The following is a 20,604-nucleotide window of genomic DNA, read 5'->3' on the forward strand; positions in this document are numbered from 1 at the left end:
TTTTTCTGGCGGCTCATCGTAACATCGTTCTAGACTTGTTTTAATAATTGGTGGGTATGATGAAGCAAACAGGGTGAAGGAATCAAATGAGTAAATATAATTTAACGATTAATGGTCAAGCGAAAAGTGTTGACTTAGTGCCTGACACGCCTTTGTTGTGGGCATTGCGTGATGCACTCGATCTGCCTGGTACAAAATATGGTTGCGGGGTGGGACAGTGCGGTGCTTGCATGGTGCAGATAAACGGTGTGCCGACGCGCTCATGCATGACCCCTGTCTCAAGCGTAGGGCGTCAAAAGGTGACTACCATTGAGGGACTTGACCCGAAAGCCGCACATCCTTTGCAATTGGCTTGGCAGGAACTTGATGTGCCGCAATGTGGCTATTGTCAGGCCGGCCAAATGATGAGTGCAGCAGCCTTACTCAAAGATAACCCGAATCCTAGTGATGCCGACATTGATGCAGCGATGGGGGGGAATTTATGCCGCTGCGCGACATATATGCGTATTCGTGCAGGAATCCACCGCGCCGCGGAAATTGCGCGCTCGCAGAAAGGTAAAAAATGAATCAAGGGCCTAGTCAACCAATGAAATCCACCGCAGTGCTCGATAATGTCGAGCGCCGTGATTTCCTTAAGAATACTTTTGCCACAAGTGCCGCACTAGTTTTGGGTAGCTTTTGGAGTCGCGATGCGGATGCTGTTCAGAGTATTGTTAAACCAATTGCCGGTGCAAGTTTTCAGCCGAATGCTTTGATCAAAATCAGTAGCGATGGGGTGGTGACTTTGATCTCAAAGCAACCTGAAATTGGGCAGGGAATTAAGACCTCCTTACCAATGGTGATCGCTGAAGAGCTTGAGGTGAATTGGAAGGATGTACAGATCGTTCAAGGTGATTTGAATCCAGCGTACGGTAGTCAATTCGCAGGAGGATCACTGTCTACGCCTCTGAATTACGATGAATTCCTGAAATTAGGTGCACTCGCTCGTACTTTGTTAATCGAAGCCGCGGCGCAAACTTGGCAGGTGCCAGCCAGCGAATGTATTGCAGCGAAGAGCAAGGTGATGCATCGAGCCAGCAAGCGCCAAGCGAGCTATGGTAGTTTGGTCGAAAAAGCGGCAACATTGCCGATTCCGGATATCAAGTCGATTAAACTGAAAGATGCTTCACAGTACAAATTATTAGGGAGTCGAATTGGAGGGGTCGACAATGCCGCCATCGTGACAGGAAAGCCTTTATTTGGAATTGATGTCAAGCTGCCCGGAATGATGTATGCAGTGTATGAGAAGTGTCCTGCATTTGGTGGCAAAGTTGTGAGTGCGAATCTGGATGCGATCAAAGCACTGCCTGGCGTGCGCGATGCATTTATCATTGAAGGTACGGATAATCTCAATGGATTGATGCCTGGTATTGCGATTATTGCCGAATCCACTTGGGCCAGCTTTAGTGCCCGTAAACAACTGAAAGTGGTGTGGGACGAAGGGAAAGTTGCGAATGAAAGTTGGGACCAATTTTCTCGCACGGCACAGGACCTAGCGAAACAAACTGGTACGGTGAGTTTACGTAAAGATGGCGACGTCAATGCAGCACTAGCAAGCGCGAGTAAGACTGTGGAAGCGAGCTATAGCTATCCATTTATTTCGCACGCCAGTATCGAACCACAAAACTGTACGGCTTGGTATAAAGCGGAAGACGCGACCCTAGAGATGTGGGTTCCGACGCAAAATCCGGCTGCTGGTCAAGCAATCGTTACCAACGTATTGAAGATACCTAAAGAAAAAATCACTTTGCACATGACACGTAGTGGTGGAGGCTTTGGTCGTCGTTTGAGCGCCGATTATGTGATCGAGGCGGCAGCGATAGCGATGCGCGTTAAAGCACCCGTCAAACTTACTTGGTCGCGCGAGGATGATATGCGCCATGATCATTATCGTGCAGGCGGGTTTCATTTTTTACGTGGGGGTGTTGATCAGAAAGGGAAGTTAATCGCTTGGCATAACCACTTCGTGACCTTTGCGAATCGCGTCGTTCGTGAAGGCAAGAGTATTTTGCAACCTGGAAGCGGGGCGAGCTTGTCTGGCGATGAATTCCCAGGACGCTGGGTAGAAAATTGTTTATTGGAACAGACACCAATGGAGACCGGGGTACCGATGGGGCCATGGCGTGCGCCAGGTAGTAATGTTTTTGCTTGGGTATTTCATAGTTTTATCGATGAATTGGCTCATGCGGCAGGTCGTGATCCTCTTGAATTCCGATTGGAGATCCTCGGAGATAAGGACCTCATGCCAGGCACCGGTGAGCGAGGGCAGGCCTATCATGTTGGCCGAATGCGTAAAGTATTGATGGAAGTTGCTGCAAAGTCGGGTTGGGGGAAACGCCGTTTTCCGCGCGGCCAAGGGCAAGGTATCGCATTTCACTTTAGTCATCGAGGATATATCGCAGAAGTTGCGGAAGTGACCGTGTCAAAAGAGGGACAACTCAAAGTCGATCGAGTAGTTGTCGTCACAGACATTGGTTCGCAAATTGTGAACTTGAGTGGCGCCGAAAACCAAGTACAAGGGTCCGTCATTGATGGCATCAGCACTTTGATGTTTCCCGAGCTTGATATTCAACGTGGCCGTGTTGTTCAATCGAATTTCAATGAATATGGTTTGCTGCGAATGCCAGATTCACCAACAAAGATTGAAGTCCATTTTTTAAAGAGTGATTTCCCAGTGACGGGCTTGGGTGAGCCAGCATTGCCACCATTGGCACCGGCGGTATGCAATGCCATTTTTGCCGCAACGGGAAAACGTGTGCGTCAGTTACCGCTTTCGCGCAACGATTTACGTTGGAGTTGATCTGCCACGTTTGGTGAAAATCAAGTTTCGATAGTCATCAGTAAAAAGCCCCTGACACGCATGCGATGTTGGGGGCTTTTTTTTGGGGGGCACTTACTTATTGGCGAACGCGATATTTTGCGCCCGTTGCTTTGCTGCTTTTTGCTTTGTAGCTAGGCTGTCCGACGACTCCAGAGAATCCTGCTTTGATACTACCGGGTGCCGGTAAGCCCAAGACAGCCGATTTTTTTGCTGGAGCTTCATTTGTTTGATTGACGTCGTTTATTTCTGGCGCCGCGTTGCTGGAGTTAGATTTCAATTCTTTGACCTTTGGGTTGTACGTCGAGGTGTTGTATTGACTTTGAGCTCGACTGTTTCTGCGGATTGTGTGTTTGCTTTGCGCCTTGCACTTACCGTTTTTCTTGCGGAAGGAGTGCTGTTGATTGGCGCAAGCTCGACTTGATTAATATCTTTGATTGATTGGGATGTCTCCACATTCTGCGTGCTGATCATCGTTTCCATCAAAATGGGCGAAAACGAATGATGGATAGTCCAAGATTTCTGTAAGATGTTTTGCCCTAATTGAATCGCAGCCTGCAAGTACTGTTGCTGCTGTTCGGCAATTTTGTGTAGTTCGGTTGAAGCGCGTACGAAAAAATCTTGTGGTGTACGCAGGGCGCTCAGATCACTCAAGAATAAGCCGCCACTCTCGACCAAAGTTTGGATTGTCTGTGCTTGGAGTTCTGCAGTGCGATCAAATTCCTCACTCAAAGATTGTGTCAATTCGCAAAAGGCCATCAAGTGCTGTTCGAGTTGTTGAGTTGGATACTGCTGAAACTGATTTGAAACGAAAATCATATTTCCTCCTGCAAGAGTGATAGGGGTAAGATGCTCGATCGTAGATGATACAAATGAAATTGATTTTGTGGCGTTGCAACATTTAGAATTGTATTGCTAGATGCGAGAAATTGCGAGTTTTAGCAGAGATTTTATTGCATCGCAATATTCATATAACAAGATTTGCAACTGGGAAATGATTCACGGTGAAGTGCTTGAATCCACGTAAAATAGCGTCTCTCTCATGTGACTGTGAAGTGAAATAAAATGTCAGAATCATTACAAGATTTAAAACAATTACGCGACCGTCTTCGTCTCTTCGTGGCGGAGCGAGATTGGCAACAGTTTCACACGCCAAAAAACTTAGCAAGTGCTTTGTCGGTTGAGGCAGCAGAGCTATTAGAGCCATTTCAATGGTTGAGAACTGGAGAATTGGATGAGCTCAATGAAATGACGCGAACCGCGATTCGACATGAACTGGCTGACGTACTTAACTATCTGGTGATGCTAGCCGATCGCTTAGATGTGGACTTGCTTGATGCCGCAAGTGAAAAGATCTTGCTGAATGCCAAAAAGTATCCGATTGAACATTCGCGAGCAAATTCAAAAAAATACACGATATTGGGCCTGCAAGTGGCGCAAACTTCACCTGCAATGAAAAAGGAACAGGAATGACAAAATTTCAAATATTAGATCAGGCGATGCTTAGTGCCTTATCAAGTGAAGCGAGTGGCAATGCGCGCTTACGTAAGAATTTGAATTTTCATGAGAATAATGAATCGCTCTGTCATCGATTATTGAATGCACTTCAGCCCGGAACCTATGTGCAACCACATTGTCATTTGGCGAAGAATAAGGATGAAACCCTAGTGGTTGTTGCTGGAAAGATCGGTGTTCTTCTTTTTGATTCAATTGGACAGGTCGTTCAGGCGATTGAGCTGGCACCAAACACAGCGCAGTTTGGTGTGCACATTCCGGTCGGAACCTTTCACAGCATGGTCGCCCTTGCTCCGAACTCAGTGTTTTTTGAATCGAAATCAGGGCCCTATGTCGCGATTTCCGAGGCAGAGCGCAGTCTATGGGCACCCGCAGAAAATGATGTTGCAGCCCCAAGTTATCTCGCGCAGATGTTGGCGCATTTTAATTAAAGTAAAACTTTGGATTGTACGTTTGGTGTACCGCCAAGATCGTCCGGTGTTTGGGGCTTGGTGCGCCGGATGAATTCGGCATGCGGGTACTCTTCGGGGCTAATGCGAAACCCTTTTTGCGTTAGCCATTCGCATGCTGCATCTAGTCGTGTGAAATAGGCGACTTGATCCTTGCTGAAAATGCCAGTTTGGGTTTGATGAATTTTTTTCTTCAATTCACTTGGTACGACCACCGCGAGTGCTTGGCACTGGTGTGCGAACGCCCACTCACGCATGCTAGGAAAAAGCTGCAAGCTTTCAGCGCCAGACATTTCCCAATTCTCGGCATTGGTTAAACCCACCCATGGTGCCTGGATAGGCGCCTTTTCTTGAGTCTCTTGAAAAACGGCGAGTGTCCCTTCTCGGTTAAAGACACCCGCTGTGCTACGAATCAATATCTGTCGAATGACACTAATTTCCCATTCGCCATGAATCTTCATATCACACTCAACGCGCGTTTTGCGCGACTGTTTGATAGCGGCCTGCTTGCTGCAACTCTAACTCAGGAATTTTTCTTAGAATAAATTCAATTCCCGATTCGGCTACTGGGGTTAAAGTTTGATCAAATCGCCCAATTTGATAACGATAACTTGCGTCAAGTAATTCAATTTTTAAAACTTGTGCGACATCAGAAAATTCTGCTAAGAATTCAAGTAAGTTGATCGATTTAGGTGACCAACTTTTTTTCTTATGGATTGTAAAAGTCCATTTGTGATCACTATTAAAAGTGGATGGAAATTTCCCTTGTTCGTATAAATCCTCGTCAGGGATAGTGATTATCATATGGCCGCCAGGTTTCAAGACACGTAGCCAATTCTGCAAAGCAATCTTAGGATCAACCATATGCTCAAGGCAGTGGCTAGAGTGAACAAAGTTTAGGCTCTGATCGGCTAATGTCGCCAAGTACTGAGCGTCGCCATCAGGCATGTCCCAATTTCTTACCTGTCGCATCAGTGGAAACTGCTCAACGTATTGACTAACCGGATCGGGCCCGCAACCGATATCGACCCCATTCCCGACGAAATAACGTGACGCGAATCGACTATCGTGTAAGCGGCGTGAAAGTGCCTTACTTGCCTCATGCATGGTTCAACCTTCTAATGAGTTTGACAAAGTGTATTCAAAACCAAACTCTAAGATATTACACGATAGTGCGTTGATATTCGGCGCTAACAATGCAAATTTCACTATTTTTGCTGCAATCTAATGTCGCTGATCCATGAAAAAGTCCCGCGACAATGTGCCCTTCGTTTAGTTCCGATTTGAACTTATTTGCTAGAAAGTATTGCTAGTCGCTACTACACAGTTTGTGAGAAACGACCTCAGTTTAAAACAAAAGAAAATTTTGCATGAGCACTTATGCTCCGCCACATGTTCAGCCAAATGCCACGATGAGTCGACAGATTGCTGACATTGGACTCAGCCAAAAGCCTAGTTCATTTTTCATTTACAGTTTTTATTCGAGGTTTCTATGTTCAAAAATAAAGTTTTTCTGTCCTTAATGTTGATTGCAGGTTTAACCGTTGGTGCGACTGCATCCGCCCAAGTCTATGTGGCAGGGACAACGGGTATCGCGAAGTGGAATTCTGATTGCGATAAAGGCGGCGCGAAGTGCGATACCAGTACAAATGCGTTTAAATTGACTGGGGGATATAACGTCGATAAGAATTTTGCACTGGAAGCGAGTTACTTTTCCTTGGGGAAATTGAGTGCGTCAGCAACGATTGCGAATACAACTGCATCTGCAGAAGCGAAAGCAACAGGATTTGAACTTGCTGGGGTACTCAAGCACCAACTTGCTGATGGCTTAGATGGATTCGCAAAATTAGGTATTGCACGGGTTACTGCTGACACAAGTGCTAGCTTACCAAATGTCTTTTCAATGTCCGCTGATACCAAATCAACACAACCAGTTCTGGGTTTAGGCGTGACTTATGCTTTGACAAAAGATATTGCACTGCGCGCTGAGGTTGAATCTCGTCGCGTGAAAATCGGGGAAGAGAAAAATACTGTGACAGGCTTTTCAGTTGGTGCACAGTTCCATTTCTAATTGCCAGATTTTGATTGAATGCTGTTGGATTTAAAGAGATTCAATCACAAACAATCGTACTATCAGTTGTAATCAAAAAATAGAGTTTACCGGTAGTGACAAGAGCGGAATCGAAGGTATTCGTTTCCGCTCTTGATGTTTTGATTGTCTGGCTTAGTCAGTCACCGCAAACCAAGACGAGACTAGTGCAGCTTCAGCAGCTTGCGCTTGTTTGTGAATGAACTCATTCGTTACACAGTCGTAGCGATAATCCGAAGACCAAGTTTGATGATGCGCAGCAAGTTGCTTGATCGCGTCACAAACATAGGCGATTTCCTGCGAAGTTGTGGTCGGATGTATGGACATCCGTATCCAACCGGGTTTGCTGGTGAGATCACCAGAACTAATTTGGTCAGTTAATTTGTGTGAAGTTTCTTGATCGACGTTGAGTAGGTAATGCCCATAAGTGCCTGCGCAACTGCAACCGCCGCGAGTTTGGATGCCGAAGCGATCATTTAAGATTTTCACACCAAGATTAAAATGTAAGTCGTGAATAAAGAAGGAAATCACTCCCAAGCGTTGTTGATGCTGTTGTGCCAAGATGGTGAGGTTAGGAATCGTTTCTAATTCAGCAAATACGAAACGGGTTAGCTCATTCTCTCTTGCGAGAATTTGTGGTACACCCATTTGCTCCTTGAGTTGGATCGCCAATGCAGTCTTGATCACTTGCAAGAAGCCCGGTGTGCCACCGTCTTCGCGACTTTCGATATTGTCGACATACTTGTGTTCACCCCAAGGATTCGTCCAAGAGACCGTACCACCGCCGGGGCAATCCGGTACCATGTTGTGATAAAGCGTCTTGTTGAACACTAAAACACCAGAAGTGCCAGGTCCACCTAAAAATTTGTGAGGCGAGAAGAAGATGGCATCCAAACTACATGCTGGGTCGGCAGGATGCATATCAATGGCAACATACGGGCCGGAACAGGCAAAGTCGACAAAGCACAAACCGTGGTGTTGATGCATCAACTTAGCAACGTCGTAGTAAGGGGTTTTGATCCCTGTCACATTCGAGCATGAGGTGATGGAAGCAATTTTCATCGGTCTGTCCGCATATTGAGCGAGCAGTGCTTTTAAATTTTCAAGGCTGAATAACCCATTTTCGTCCGCTGGGATGACTTCGACATCTGCAATGGTTTCTAGCCATGAAGTTTGGTTTGAATGGTGTTCCATATGCGAAATAAATACGACTGGCCGCTTTTCTCGCGGTAGATCGAAGTATTCCTTTAACGATTCTGGGACTTTAAATCCTAAGATACGCTGAAATTTATTGACTACACCAGTCATTCCAGTACCATCATTAATCAACACATCGTCGTCACTGGCGTTGACATGCTTCTTGATAATTTGTTTGGCCTCGTGGTACGCCAGCGTCATTGCTGTTCCCGAAAATGTTGTTTCCGTATGCGTATTCGCGACGAAAGGACCGAATGCGTGAATAAGCTTTTCTTCAATAGGACGGTATAAACGCCCGCTCGCAGTCCAATCGGTATAAATAATTTTTTGTTTTCCGTAAGGCGAATCAAATTCTTGGTCAATACCAATAATGTGTTGCCGAAACTTGGAAAAATATTCTTCTAGCTTGCTAGTTGGATTGATTGTGCTTGATGCTTTGTCCATCGCTTGTCGATCTCATAAAAGAGAAACTGGAAATAAAACAGCGATGTTAACATAGGCTTATGTCATGAGGGAATTTACAAATTACGATAAAGTCTATTGATTTTCAGTGAATAGGGCGGTTTTTGGGAAAAAAGTACCGTTTCGATGAGCAAAAATTCAACTTGGACTAGCATTTTTGCTTGGTCTGTTGCGCCGACTATTTTGACGATTCATGCTTTTGCGGGGATGGATTCAATGTTTCGAGCCCATTAATCATCGTCCCTGTTCTCGTTGCTACTGATCCGATCAGCGAGCCACATTCCAAAGCACATGGTGGCAACAAACCCGGCCGCTTTTGCGATTCCCGCACCTAGTAAAACGATTGCTGGACCAGGGCAAATTCCTGCTATTCCCCAACCTATTCCAAACAGTAAACTTCCGCTGACCAGTCGTCGATCAACGCGTGTTAGTTTCGGAAAACGGAGTGGATCGCCAGACCATGCGAGACGGCGTTTTTTGAGTAACAAAAATGGTAGGATCGCCAAGGCGATTGCTCCCGCCATCACAAATGCGAGGGAGGGATCCCACGCACCGGCAAGATCTAAAAAGGCGAGGACTTTAGCGGGATTCGCCATTCCTGCGATGATCAATCCTAAACCAAAAATAAGTCCGCTGAGCGCTGCGATGAGTGTACGAAGTATCATTTCTTTACAATAAAAAAGTCAGCTTTATAGCCAATGGCGAATCAGGTAAACGGTCGCGAAACCCGCGCCCATAAAGGAGATTGTCGCGATCATAGAACGTCCAGAGAGTCGCGAAATCCCACAAACTCCGTGTCCACTGGTGCAGCCTGAACCTATCCTCGTCCCCAATCCAACGCAAAGGCCAGAAATAAGAATGCTGGGCCAACTTGCTTCGAGTTGGATGGCAGGTAATTCGTTGAACCCAGCATAAATGATTGGACTTAAACCGAGCCCAACAATGAAAGCGAAGCGCCAAAGAAAATCATTTTTTTGCGCAGCGAATAGACTATTTAAAATGCCAGCGAGTATGCCAGTGACGCCTGCTATGCGACCAATTCCTGCGAATAAAATGACAGCAGCGAGGCCAATCAAGAGGCCTCCGGATAGTGATGAAATTGGTGTGAAATGTTCCCAAGCGATATGCATTTTTTGTCCAAAAATATCGCACAGTTGCCGCCTTAGTTGGCGCATTGCAAGCTGTGATTGAATAGAATAACGGCCTTACTTTTGCCATGCTTTGTCGATTTTAAGTATCAGAATATCGATCCAAATTTGTTTTGCTCGGAACAGAATTTTCAACTTTTCTCGGTACTCAATCTGATATTGCGATGCATGACTTTATTATTATAGGGTGAAAGCTGTGGAGTCACAGTCTGCGATCACCGACAAGCTTGATCGAAAAAAAGCGAATCGATATGAGTTTGGAAAGTGGAAATAACAATCAAGGTCGCAATCTGGATGCGATGTAAGGAAAATGTTTGATCAACTTCCTTGATCTTATGTTGCTCGGATTGAGGATGAGAATTTTTTGTTGATTAAGCCAACTTAGTGTGTGCCAAATAGTTTGCGACTATGGGTTTTTGCCGATTCCAAGAGCGACAAACATCGAGATGTCGCTGATCTCGGTGTTTGTTGATGCCCTTTGTTTGATCTATGTGTTTTGATACCAACTCGTGACATAGTTTGGTGTTGGTGTTTGATTCGCTGGGTCAGGGACCGGTGGTTGGTGCATTTGTTTCAAAGGTAATTCACCAGTCCAAACCGGAATGGCACTATCCTCCGCGTCATCTTTGGGGCCACCGCGCCGCACTTTGCAAGCGGTTTCCACTAAGGCGATTCTCATTAGACTCGTCCCCGCAAGTTCAGCATGATTCCCAGGACGGACTTCAGTTTGACGACCGCTCGCGACTTTGTCCATAAATCTTTCCATGGATTTTGCTTTGTGCTCTGGATCGTGTACCTGTTCGAAACTGCCATAGATCATCGCCGAACGATAGTTCATCGAATGATTAAAGGCGGCGCGCGCCAACACCAAGCCATCAAGATGCGTAATGGTCACACAGATCTGTTGCTGCCTGCCGAGAACCTTCGCCAATCGGCTGGCATTTGCCGCATGCACATAGAGAAAATCGTCTTCTCTCCAGCAAGCGGTCGGAATGCAATGCATGCCTTTTTCATCTTGAAAAGCAATATGGCAAAGATAAGCTTCATCAATAATTGAATACAGCATGGCTTTCTCATTGTTTGCATTTTCTGCGATTCTCCGAATACGTGTTCGTTCACTTGGTAGCGTTGTTGTCTGCGTCTTGTTTTGTTTTTCCATGCTTTGTCTTGGCTCCTAGAGATGATTTGCCTCGGTTGTTCTTGCGTTTTAATGATCAAAAGTTACGCGTGATCAGTGAATTTCTGGCGCTGATATCGCGGAGGTCGACTCAGCTGGTGTTCACGCTATTTCCAACTATAATGATTAATTGGTTCTATAAAAAGATCCAAAACTAATAATTTTTTTAGGACTAGTAAAATGGATTTCGCTCTCTTACTTGAAATGTGGCGACAAATTTCTATGGAGGATACCAAGCGCATTTCGACGCAGCGACGTCTGCATGCGATGATTCGGAATGCCATTCAAACCGGTGTTTTGTACGCGGGATCACGCTTGCCGGCAAGCCGGATTCTGGCAGCAGAATTGGGGATCGCTAGAAATACTGTCGTATATGCTTACGAACAATTAATTAGCGAAGGTTTTTTACATGCCAGTCGGCGTGGCAGTGTTGTGAATGCAAATATTCAGGTGTCCTCTTCTTTAAACGATCTTGCGCCGGTTACTTCAAAAGATCATGCCTTGTCGCGACGTAGTCAGCAAATTCTTCCACTCCCTGTCGCGGCCAGCTTGCACACAGCTTTTGCACCGGGTGTACCTTCGGTTCGCGACTTTCCAAAAGATCGTTGGCGGAAAATGCTGGATGCAGTCTGGCGAGCACTTCCTGCAGATTGTCTTGATTACGGGGACGCATGCGGTGAAATGGTGTTGCGAGAGGCGATTTCTTCTTACCTTCGCAGCTCACGTGGTGTGAACTGCGATCCGATGCAAGTGATCATTACGGATGGCACGCAGTCGAGTTTGCAATTTTGTGCTGAGGCATTGGCCGATCCTGCGGACCTGATCTGGATGGAGAGTCCAGGATATATTGGTGCGCAAAACGCTTTTCGTTCGGCGGGCTTGAAAATTAAAGGCATACGTGTCGATCAAGATGGGTTGGCTCCACGACGATCGGATTGGAAGTCCGTTTCGCCACGTATTATTTATGTCACGCCCTCCCATCAATACCCGATCGGACAAGTGATGAGTTTGGAGCGTCGCCTTGCTTTAATTCATGCCGCACAGCAGCACGCTTGCTTGATTATCGAAGATGATTACGATAGCGAATTTCGACACGACGGTCCGCCGTTGCCTTCAATGCAGGGCTTGGTTGAACATGCGCCAGTTATTTACCTCGGTACGTTCAGTAAAACGATGTTTCCAGATTTACGTATTGGTTTTATGGTGGTGCCAAAGAATTTAGTCGCCCCATTATCTGAATTGGCCGCGCGTCAGCTCTTGCGAGGCAGGACAGCAGATCAATTGTGTCTTGCGCGTTTTATTCAAGAAGGTGATTTTCTTCGGCACTTGCGTCGCATGCGTCGCCTTTATCGACAACGTCGCGATTGTTTGGTTGCGCTCTTAGAGCATACATTCTCTGATATCGCGAGCCTTTATGGCAGCACTGCTGGCATGCATCTTTCGCTATGTTTTCATAACCAAACAATTGACGATGTTGCCGTCAGTGCCGCCGCACTGGCCGACGGCCTTATTGTTCCTGCTCTTAGTCGACACAATATTGGGAGTAAGGATCGCTGGTGCGGTCTGATGCTTGGATACGCACAAGTACCTATCGAAGAGATGCCGTTGCTTATTGCGCGTTTAGAGAAACGAATACGTCCATTTTTTTAGCTATTTCATCGTATCTAGTGTCGTCAGTGCACAATTGTCTGCCGCGATTCAAACAGAAAAATGGCCAGTGATCTTAGATGACTGGCCTGGTGCGTGGTATCGACTTAACTCAGTTTGTCCGTTGCGGAATGCGTTGCAATACGGCGAGTAGCAAAGTCCAATATTGACCGACGGTTTGAATGTTAACCATTTCGTCTGGTCCATGTGGGAAACGAATCGTCGGTCCAATGGAAACCATATCCAAATGCGGATACGGTTTTTTGAATAGTCCACATTCTAAGCCTGCATGGATCACCATGATTTCCGGTTCGCGCTGATAAATACTTTCGTAGGTGTCTTTGACGATCGCCATTACTGGTGACTGCTGGTCTGGCTTCCAACCTGGATAACAACCCTCAAAGCGTATTTGCGCCTGAGCTAAGTCACACACTGATTGCAACTGGCTCTCGATGTAGGCTCGTCCGCTATCGATCAACGAACGCACCATACAAATAATTTGGATTTGATCGGTTTCGGTCGTCATAACGCCAAGATTCAGGGAACTTTCGACTACACCAGGAATATCGTCGCTCATGCGCATCACACCATTTGGACAGGCATTGATGAGATTGATTAAGCGTGATTGGGATTCCGTATCAAGTGTTTTTTGTGGTGCTTGAACGTCAGCGAGTCTGAGTTTGATTGCAGGTTCCGTTGCTGCGAGCTCGGTCTTAACTAAGGTTTCAAATTGCGCGACACGTGTTTGTAATGATTCGAGTTGGGAGACCGGAATCGTAAAACTGCATTGTGCTTCACGCGGTATCGCATTGCGGAGTGAGCCACCTTGTAAATGGCTGATGGCAAGGTGCAGTTCGCTGGCATGCCCTGCGAGAAAGCGCGCTAACAATTTGTTCGCATTGCCACGGCCTAAATGAATATTCACACCTGAATGCCCACCCTTTAAGCCAGAAATGCTGAGCGTGTACGCAAGATGATCTTCGTCTGCCGTTTGCCATTTGACGGGGAGTGCAATTTTTGCATCGACTCCACCAGCGCATCCCATGTAGATTTCGCCTTCCTGTTCGGAGTCGGTATTGATCAGGATCTCAGCCTCCAAAATGCCTGCTTGTAAGCCAAAAGCGCCTGACATTCCAGCTTCTTCATCGACGGTAAGTAAAATCTCTAAGGGACCATGCTGAATATCACTCGCGCCCAAGATAGCTAGCGCAGAAGCCATACCAATGCCGTTGTCAGAACCTAAAGTCGTGCCCCGAGCTTTGACCCAATCGCCATCAATCCAAGGCTCGATCGGATCACTACAAAAGTCATGGACTTTATCCGCGTTTTTTTGCGGAACCATGTCCAAGTGGGCTTGAATTGCCACGGTTTTGCGATCTTCCATCCCAGCACTAGCAGGTTTGCGAATAATCAAGTTACCGACCTGATCGACGATGACAGCGAGATCACGTTCCCTAGCCCAAGCTTGTATGTGCGCGCTCAATGCAGCCTCGTGCTTGGAAGGATGGGGAATTGCACAAATTTGTTCAAACCATTGCCACAAGGCGGGTGGATAAAGATGGCCTAGTTGGGATTGTGTGGATGAAATACTCATAGCAATGTGATCTTAAATCGGAAATTGAAGAGGCAGAAGTTTAACACAGCCCAATCTATTTCCTCATAACCACCGGAGTGCGCGCCAGCAGGATAGCGCGTATTTGATTGTTCTCTGGGCCACATTCGTAGGCGCGTCATGCCCCCGAAAATCAGATTCGATGTGATTTATAATCGCGTGATCACGCGCACTGGCGTTTCGCAGTAATCAACGAAGCCCATTTTTAAATAAAGTTCATGTGCTAGTTTGTTGTGGCTCATCACATGAAGAAAAGGGATTTCCTGTGCTTGCAGTTGATGTCGGATAATCTGACGCATCAAACGGCCCGCGAGTCCTCTACCTTGAAAATCTGGATGCGTGCATACTCCACTAATCTCGCGGTAGGGATGCGCAAAGCTTCTTTCGCCAGCCATCGCGATAAGACGACCAGCTTCGAAGCAGCCAAGATAAAGCCCCAATTCTATAGTCCGCAAGCCAAACGGCCCTGGATTGGTTAATTGGGCTAAGGCAAGAGCTTGTTCTGCATCTTGTGTTGTTAAGGGCTGGTATGAGAATAGGGTATCTTCTAAAGGTAATTCACCTTGCCAGACCATTCTGTACATGCTCGCTTCTTTGTCGATTCGCCAATGCTGTTGCCATGCTGTGCTAATTGCGCCAGACCAATCACCACAATAGAATTGCTCATTGCTTTGGCAGTAGGGGCGTAAAGCATCAAAGTCCGGATTCCAAGGTTCAGCGAATCCTAATATTGGAGAAAAACCCAATGCATAGCGACGGGCTTTTCCCTCTCCAATTGCAAATTGTGACTGCGACTCGGAAAGGCTATGCCAAAAAATATTGTCGAGTAAATGTGCCATAAGCTAGTCAGAATCTGCGATGATCCTTGTCCGAAAAGTGTGGAATTGACGTTTTGAGTCTAGCAGAGACACTTGTCCGCGTCATCTATTCGCGGAGAAATAGACCAGCCCTTCGCGGTGAAGGTTCTGATTGTGAAGCACAGTGAAGGATGAATATGACCTTGTCCCCCTCCAAGTTTGAATCGATCTCATCTGAATTGTTACGCAATGCCGGCTTGAACTGTCATGCGGTCTTTCAAGTCAGTGATTTGCCTTCTGACGTCTACCAAACTTTGTTGGCAGCTTGTCCGTCCGTTGACCAATTCCAGCATTTAATCCTGATTGCTCATGCTGGAAGGCGATTTTGGCAAGCCTTAAAGGAAAAAAATAAACAATGCGTTGGTGGCTTACTTGACGCGCAAAATCCCCTGCACCTTCATCCTGTTGATACGTTTTCCATCGATGTAGTGCGGCAGTATTTTGCTCAGGATTGGCCACACAGTGCCTATGAAATTGTGTACCCAAGTTTGCATCGTATTAGCCTTCAAAAATTGGGCCAATTGGTTGGCTGGCACCATACTACGCCCTTCATGGTTGGTATCAATCCAGAGTTTGGTTCATGGTTTGCTTATCGTGCTTTGATTCTGGCAAATACCACGCTAGCGACCACACCGATTGTGAGATCTGACACCCAGGCCCATCATTCGCCGTGCAAGACTTGTGTGGAAAAACCGTGCTTGCATGCATGTCCACCCCGTGCGATCGATTCTGAAAAAATGGACTTGCAGCGTTGTTTGGACTACCGGCAGCAAGACGATGCGGCATGCGTCAGTACTTGTCTCGCACGATGGATTTGCCCTGTGGGATTTGAACATCGCTATACGGAAGAACAAATGGCATATCACTATGAAGGGTCTTTGAAGATGATACGAATTTATCGAGAGAAGTAAAGTGAATGATGGTCGTTGCTGATTTCGTTGATGCAATAAATGTGCTGTATGCTTAGATGTGATCATCGCAACGATGGCGATGACAGGTGATCACGATGATTTTTCGTACTTCCAATTTCGACGTTTACCTTCTGTCAACCATTCGATTGATTGAATGAGACGTTTTTGTCGTGTCGCTTCTGTTTTTGCCTCCGAATACCAATCGACATAGTCTTTCTGATTGGTATAAGAAAAATGTTTGAAACAATCGTAGGCCTTTGGGTTTGCTTGTAAAGCGTCGAGAAACGTAGGCGGAATGACTAATGAAATAGGATTGGCCGCCTGCCCTTTGCCGACATTTCTTTTATGTCCTTCCTTAATTAATCCTTGGGCTGTTTGGATCAAATCGGCAAACGCCTGCTCGCTTGGTAAATCGGTGATCGACGTAATGCGCCCGAATTGACCCATTGCACTTCCATGTTTTGTATCGATTTCGAGCAAATGGGCGAGCCAAAATCCCAGAGAGCAATGCTGTTTAAACGCCGCCATATGGCACAGTATGCTGCCTTGATACATGAAGTGTGGCATACCCCATTTGATCGTTTCCTCGGCCTCGGCACAGTGTCGATGAAGAAGAGCGCGGATATGTCTTAAGATGGGATGGGCGAAAGCTGCAGACTGCTGGATATAATCATCCACTCGCGAATCAATCTGTATCGTCACGGCGTCGTCTTAGGATTTTGTGTCAGGAATCGGACGGAGTTGCATTTTGCGAATCCAATTGGTTTGCACTTTGTGCACGAAGTTTATCTTTTTTGCTTGGACGTTTGCCTTTGATCCCTCCATGGGGATCGCTCAATACTGGGGCCGCATGGAGTACCAAGTCTTTTGCTTCTGGAGCAAAACCCGCAATATGTTCGCGCGGGATTTTGCAAGCTTGACGTTTTTCTATCAAACGAAAATGCGCTTCATTCGCCGCGTCTGCGCAAATGAAACTAATCGCGGTACCCGAAGCACCTGCTCGTCCTGTTCGACCTATGCGGTGTGTGTAATCGTCTGCCGAACGCGGTAGATCGAAATTGATGACGACGGGTAATTGATCGATATCGATCCCGCGCGCTGCAACGTCAGTTGCCACTAAGATTTTGAGTCTAGAAGCTTTAAAATCGTTCAGCACTTGGTTGCGTTTTCCTTGGGTTAATTCACCGTGAAACGCATCAGCACTCAAGTGCGCACGACGCAACTTTGTTGCTAACAGATCAGCCGTATATTTACTCGCTACAAAAACCAAAACGCGTTGCCATTGTTCAGTTTGGTATAAATGCCGCAAGAGCTGCGTTCTTTGTGAGGCTTCGACGACGATGGCGCGTTGTAGTATGTCGGGCTTGGAAAAATCGTTATCTGGGACGTTGATACGGATTGGGTCGTCTAATAATCGTTCTGCGAGTTCTCTCACCAATGGGGCAAAGGTCGCGGAGAAAAAACAGTTTTGACGTTGCTTTGGAAGTAGTTCAATAATTTTGCTTAATTCTTCGGTGAAACCTAAGGCGAGCATACGATCCGCTTCATCGAGGACGAGGCTCGCAACTTGTCGCAAATTGAGTGCATTTTTCGCGACCAAATCGAGGAGTCGACCTGGTGTCGCGATGACGATATCCGCGCCACCACGTAAATGCATCATCTGGGGATTGATGGAGATGCCACCGAACAGGACTGCTAATTTTGGCGGATGCGAAAAACCTTGACTGAGACTCCGCAAGGTGTCGCCGACCTGAATTGCCAATTCACGCGTAGGGACCAAAATCAAACTGCGTACGGGACGGCTCTTATCTCCCTCTAACTTTTGAAATCGCTCCAATATTGGCACGGAATACGCGGTCGTCTTGCCCGAGCCTGTTTGTGCAGTTGCAATGACATCGTGCCCAGCTAGCATGGCTGGAATGACCTCTTGTTGTATCGTGGTAGGAGCGAGATAGCCACGTCCCCCGAGAGCATTTTGGAGGGCGGTAGAGAGACCGAAGGAGGTAAATGACATAGGGCTTTGTAACATGAAGGAGAGTCAGGTGGGATTTTTTCGCGGAGGCGATTCATCATAGCAAGCACAATTAACTGAAGCAAGGCGCTTGTCGGTGAGGCGTTGAGTTCTAGTCCCTCATTTTATCGAACTTACTCAACCTTGTCTTAGTTTGCTCTCCTGAGCGGATGGCGAGGATGGTCGCGATTTGCAGCAAAAGAGGGTGGCGAGGTCTCGTATCTTGAAAAAATTTGTCATTTTGGGGAAGCAGTCAGCGATACAAAGCTGTTCATCACGAAGGACGGTAAGGTATGCTATCCAATTGATTTGAGCAGATTGCGATTGTTCAGATTGTTGTTCGTGTTGCTGCACAATTCAATTTTGATAAAAACAGAATGAGGTAAACCATGATTAGGCAATGTAAAACAATCCACTATGCTTATTGGCAACAATTCACCCAGTATGCTCAAAGGACCAGTTTTATTGCGGTTCTGATAGGGAGTTTGAGCATCGCGAATGCCAGTGAGTCGGTTGTGAAGGAACAAAGTAGCAGTGTGCGACCGCCAGCTGTAAACGAACAGAGCCAGAGTAGTCGGGATAATAAACGTCTTATCACGCCACAAGATTTGTGGGCAATCAAGCGGGTTGATAATCCCAACGTCTCGCCAGATCAAAAGCAAATCGCGTTCACCGTACAGCATTGGTCGCTCGAACGTAATCGTGCGCAAACACATATTTGGTTGATGGACATCGACGGTGCGAATCCGCGGCGCTTAACTAGTTTGGATGCAAATGATAGTGCGCCGATTTGGAGCCCGGATGGGACAAGAATTATCTTCACTTCGAAACGCCAAGATGATGAAGCGTCTGCGTTGTACATGCTTCGATTGGACGGTGGTGAGGCTGAGAAACTGCTGGATTTGCCTTTTGGCGTGATCAATCCACAGTGGTTACCGAATGGTTCTGGGATTGTATTCGGAAGCTATGCAATTCCGAATCTAAAGGGCAATTGGAGTGCATCCGATTTGCAAGCGATGAAGAGAGAAATAAAGCGACGACGCGACAATAAAATGACCGCAAAAGTCACGGAAGATAGGGTGTATCGCTTTTTTGATCATTGGCTAACGGATAATTTGAGCAGCCATTTGTTATTGCTGGATTTTGCGACCCGCCAAATACGAGATTTGACACCGGATTCAATCGATCGATTTAGCGTCACAGGGACTTTTGACTTCCAACCGACCGCTGATAGTCAAGCGCTTGTTTTGAGCAAAAATAGCATCGCAGCCCCTCATGCTGAAGCAGAGAATATGGACCTCTATTGGATTCCAATTAGTACTGAAAAACATGTCAGGAATTTGAGTCCGGATAACCGTGGTACCGACTTTGGTGTGCAAGTGTCCTTGAATGATAAGGACGTTTTTTATTTGCGCACCAACACCCCGATTTACGATGGAAGTTCGGCCAAATTATGGCGACATGATTTGACCACGGGGAAAAATACCGGGGTGACAACTTCGCGCGATGTTGCAATTGCAGAGTTTCAATTGAATCATGATCAATCCGAAATTTGGATGCTTGCGGAAGACCGAGGGGAGACAAGCATTTATCGCAGTCAGACGGATGGTAGCAATTTTGCGCGGGTGTTGCGTCAAGCGGGTATGTCGAAACTTCGGACTATCCCTCACAAATTGATCTTTTTGCAAAGTCGCTTTGACCGACCGAATGAAATTTTTTCCTTCGATATGGATACGCAGGAAGTACGTCAGTTGACCCACTTCAATGACGCTTTGATGGATGGTATGAAGTTAGGAAAAGTGGAGAGTTATGAATTTAAAGGGGCAAATGATGAAACGGTGCAGGGGTGGTTAATTTTCCCACCAGAATACGATAAAACCAAGACTTACCCTTTACTCCAACTCATGCATGGCGGTCCGCATACGATGGTGGGGAATGCATTTAATTTTCGTTGGAATGCCCATGTATTGGCTGCACCCGGCTACATCGTGAGTTGGGTAAATCGTCATGGCTCAACTGGTTTTGGTGAGCAATTTGCGCGTAGTATCAATTTCCAATGGGGCGAGAAACCCACCCAAGATATTTTGCGTTCGAATGACTTTTTGGTAAAAAAAATCGGCAACATCGATACGAAGAAGATTGCCGCAGCAGGTGCGAGTTATGGCGGATTCCTAGCGGCATGGCTTGCTGGACATACGGATCGATTTGCGACGATTATTGATCATGCTGGAGTCAACGACTTCATTGCGCAATATGGTTCCGACTCGACGAATTATTCGTTTGAAATCACATTGGGTGGAAGCCCGTGGCGTGACCCACAAACGATGCAAAAAAATAACCCCATGACCTATGCGAAAAATTTTAAGACACCAATGCTTTTGACGCATGGTGAAATTGACTATCGGGTACCGTATGTCAATAGTACAGCACTGTATGGCGTGTTGCAGGGAATGAAAATTCCTTCACGTTTGGTGATTTTCCCGAATGAAAATCATTGGATACTTTCACCCCAAAATTCGGTATATTGGTACTGGGAAGTACAGAACTGGCTACAAAAGTACATAGGAGGAACGCCGACCTTGGCACGACCAGATTAAAGTGTCGCTTGGGTTTGCGTTCATTCAACTTGAAACACGCAGAGAATGAAAATGTCGTACTGTCTACCACGATGG

Annotated in this window: 20 protein-coding genes; 8 read left to right on the forward strand and 12 right to left on the reverse strand. The window is 46.4% G+C overall.

The window, feature by feature from the left end:
* Positions 1-86 precede the first annotated feature (86 nt).
* Both KDM90_RS15070 and KDM90_RS15075 read left to right on the forward strand, forming a co-directional pair.
* On the forward strand, positions 87-566 hold the full coding sequence (locus KDM90_RS15070; RefSeq protein ID WP_212676439.1) for a (2Fe-2S)-binding protein: 480 nt from the start codon (positions 87-89) through the stop codon (positions 564-566).
* Complete coding sequence (locus KDM90_RS15075; protein WP_212676440.1) at positions 563-2,839, forward strand: xanthine dehydrogenase family protein molybdopterin-binding subunit; 2,277 nt, start codon at positions 563-565, stop codon at positions 2,837-2,839. Before KDM90_RS15070 ends, KDM90_RS15075 begins: the two co-directional genes overlap by 4 nt.
* A gap of 97 nt (positions 2,840-2,936) precedes the next feature.
* On the opposite strand, the gene KDM90_RS15080 is transcribed toward KDM90_RS15075, so the two are convergent.
* Together KDM90_RS15080 and KDM90_RS15085 are read right to left on the reverse strand one after the other, a co-directional pair.
* Positions 2,937-3,137, reverse strand: coding sequence for a hypothetical protein (locus tag KDM90_RS15080; RefSeq protein ID WP_212676441.1), 201 nt, complete (start codon positions 3,135-3,137; stop codon positions 2,937-2,939).
* Positions 3,134-3,676, reverse strand: coding sequence for a phasin family protein (locus tag KDM90_RS15085; protein ID WP_212676442.1), 543 nt, complete (start codon positions 3,674-3,676; stop codon positions 3,134-3,136). Before KDM90_RS15085 ends, KDM90_RS15080 begins: the two co-directional genes overlap by 4 nt.
* A 246-nt stretch (positions 3,677-3,922) precedes the next feature.
* On the opposite strand from KDM90_RS15085, the gene KDM90_RS15090 reads away from it, so the two are divergent.
* Both KDM90_RS15090 and KDM90_RS15095 read left to right on the forward strand, forming a co-directional pair.
* Positions 3,923-4,330: a nucleotide pyrophosphohydrolase gene (locus KDM90_RS15090; protein ID WP_212676443.1), complete on the forward strand. Its 408-nt coding sequence runs from the start codon at positions 3,923-3,925 to the stop codon at positions 4,328-4,330.
* On the forward strand, positions 4,327-4,803 hold the full coding sequence (locus tag KDM90_RS15095; RefSeq protein WP_212676444.1) for a WbuC family cupin fold metalloprotein: 477 nt from the start codon (positions 4,327-4,329) through the stop codon (positions 4,801-4,803). Before KDM90_RS15090 ends, KDM90_RS15095 begins: the two co-directional genes overlap by 4 nt.
* On the opposite strand, the gene KDM90_RS15100 is transcribed toward KDM90_RS15095, so the two are convergent.
* Together KDM90_RS15100 and KDM90_RS15105 are read right to left on the reverse strand one after the other, a co-directional pair.
* Entirely contained in the window at positions 4,800-5,282 is a 483-nt protein-coding gene (locus KDM90_RS15100; protein WP_212676445.1) for a hypothetical protein, read from the reverse strand. The genes KDM90_RS15095 and KDM90_RS15100 overlap by 4 nt on opposite strands.
* A gap of 7 nt (positions 5,283-5,289) precedes the next feature.
* On the reverse strand, positions 5,290-5,928 hold the full coding sequence (locus tag KDM90_RS15105) for a methyltransferase domain-containing protein (RefSeq protein WP_212676446.1): 639 nt from the start codon (positions 5,926-5,928) through the stop codon (positions 5,290-5,292).
* Between the two features lie 385 nt (positions 5,929-6,313).
* Here KDM90_RS15105 and KDM90_RS15110 point away from each other — a divergent pair, with 385 nt between their 5' ends.
* Positions 6,314-6,892 carry an outer membrane beta-barrel protein gene (locus KDM90_RS15110; protein ID WP_212676447.1) on the forward strand — a complete coding sequence of 193 codons (579 nt, stop codon included), beginning with the start codon at positions 6,314-6,316 and terminating at the stop codon, positions 6,890-6,892.
* Positions 6,893-7,045: 153 nt separating this feature from the next.
* On the opposite strand, the gene KDM90_RS15115 is transcribed toward KDM90_RS15110, so the two are convergent.
* The 4 genes from KDM90_RS15115 to KDM90_RS15130 all read right to left on the reverse strand — a co-directional run bounded on the left by KDM90_RS15115 (position 7,046) and on the right by KDM90_RS15130 (position 10,876).
* The gene (locus tag KDM90_RS15115; protein ID WP_212676448.1) at positions 7,046-8,551 is read right to left on the reverse strand and encodes an aminotransferase class V-fold PLP-dependent enzyme; all 1,506 of its coding nucleotides are present in this window, start codon (positions 8,549-8,551) and stop codon (positions 7,046-7,048) included.
* Positions 8,552-8,799: 248 nt separating this feature from the next.
* Positions 8,800-9,234, reverse strand: coding sequence for a YeeE/YedE family protein (locus tag KDM90_RS15120; protein WP_212676449.1), 435 nt, complete (start codon positions 9,232-9,234; stop codon positions 8,800-8,802).
* Positions 9,235-9,258: 24 nt separating this feature from the next.
* A complete protein-coding gene (locus KDM90_RS15125) occupies positions 9,259-9,699 on the reverse strand; it encodes a YeeE/YedE family protein (RefSeq protein WP_212676450.1) in 441 nt (146 codons plus the stop codon).
* A 505-nt stretch (positions 9,700-10,204) separates the two neighbouring features.
* Positions 10,205-10,876, reverse strand: a complete 672-nt coding sequence (locus KDM90_RS15130; protein ID WP_212676451.1) for a pyridoxamine 5'-phosphate oxidase family protein — start codon at positions 10,874-10,876, stop codon at positions 10,205-10,207.
* Between the two features lie 198 nt (positions 10,877-11,074).
* On the opposite strand from KDM90_RS15130, the gene pdxR reads away from it, so the two are divergent.
* A complete protein-coding gene (gene pdxR, locus KDM90_RS15135; protein WP_212676452.1) occupies positions 11,075-12,544 on the forward strand; it encodes a MocR-like pyridoxine biosynthesis transcription factor PdxR in 1,470 nt (489 codons plus the stop codon).
* A 109-nt stretch (positions 12,545-12,653) separates the two neighbouring features.
* Here pdxR and KDM90_RS15140 read toward each other — a convergent pair whose 3' ends face one another.
* Entirely contained in the window at positions 12,654-14,135 is a 1,482-nt protein-coding gene (locus tag KDM90_RS15140) for an aminoacyl-histidine dipeptidase (RefSeq protein WP_212676453.1), read from the reverse strand.
* A gap of 167 nt (positions 14,136-14,302) precedes the next feature.
* Positions 14,303-14,992, reverse strand: coding sequence for a GNAT family N-acetyltransferase (locus tag KDM90_RS15145; protein ID WP_212676454.1), 690 nt, complete (start codon positions 14,990-14,992; stop codon positions 14,303-14,305).
* A 155-nt stretch (positions 14,993-15,147) separates the two neighbouring features.
* On the opposite strand from KDM90_RS15145, the gene KDM90_RS15150 reads away from it, so the two are divergent.
* On the forward strand, positions 15,148-15,921 hold the full coding sequence (locus tag KDM90_RS15150; RefSeq protein ID WP_212676455.1) for a hypothetical protein: 774 nt from the start codon (positions 15,148-15,150) through the stop codon (positions 15,919-15,921).
* A 90-nt stretch (positions 15,922-16,011) separates the two neighbouring features.
* On the opposite strand, the gene KDM90_RS18360 is transcribed toward KDM90_RS15150, so the two are convergent.
* Together KDM90_RS18360 and KDM90_RS15160 are read right to left on the reverse strand one after the other, a co-directional pair.
* The gene (locus tag KDM90_RS18360) at positions 16,012-16,623 is read right to left on the reverse strand and encodes a YdeI/OmpD-associated family protein (RefSeq protein ID WP_329605334.1); all 612 of its coding nucleotides are present in this window, start codon (positions 16,621-16,623) and stop codon (positions 16,012-16,014) included.
* Positions 16,624-16,645: 22 nt separating this feature from the next.
* Positions 16,646-17,935, reverse strand: coding sequence for a DEAD/DEAH box helicase (locus KDM90_RS15160; protein ID WP_212676456.1), 1,290 nt, complete (start codon positions 17,933-17,935; stop codon positions 16,646-16,648).
* A gap of 386 nt (positions 17,936-18,321) precedes the next feature.
* Between KDM90_RS15160 and KDM90_RS15165 the strand changes: the two genes are divergently transcribed.
* Positions 18,322-20,529, forward strand: coding sequence for a S9 family peptidase (locus tag KDM90_RS15165; RefSeq protein WP_212676457.1), 2,208 nt, complete (start codon positions 18,322-18,324; stop codon positions 20,527-20,529).
* Positions 20,530-20,604 lie beyond the last annotated feature (75 nt).

The sequence above is a fragment of the Affinundibacterium fentianense genome (assembly GCF_018139545.1).
Taxonomy (GTDB): domain Bacteria; phylum Pseudomonadota; class Gammaproteobacteria; order Burkholderiales; family Burkholderiaceae_D; genus Undibacterium; species Undibacterium fentianense.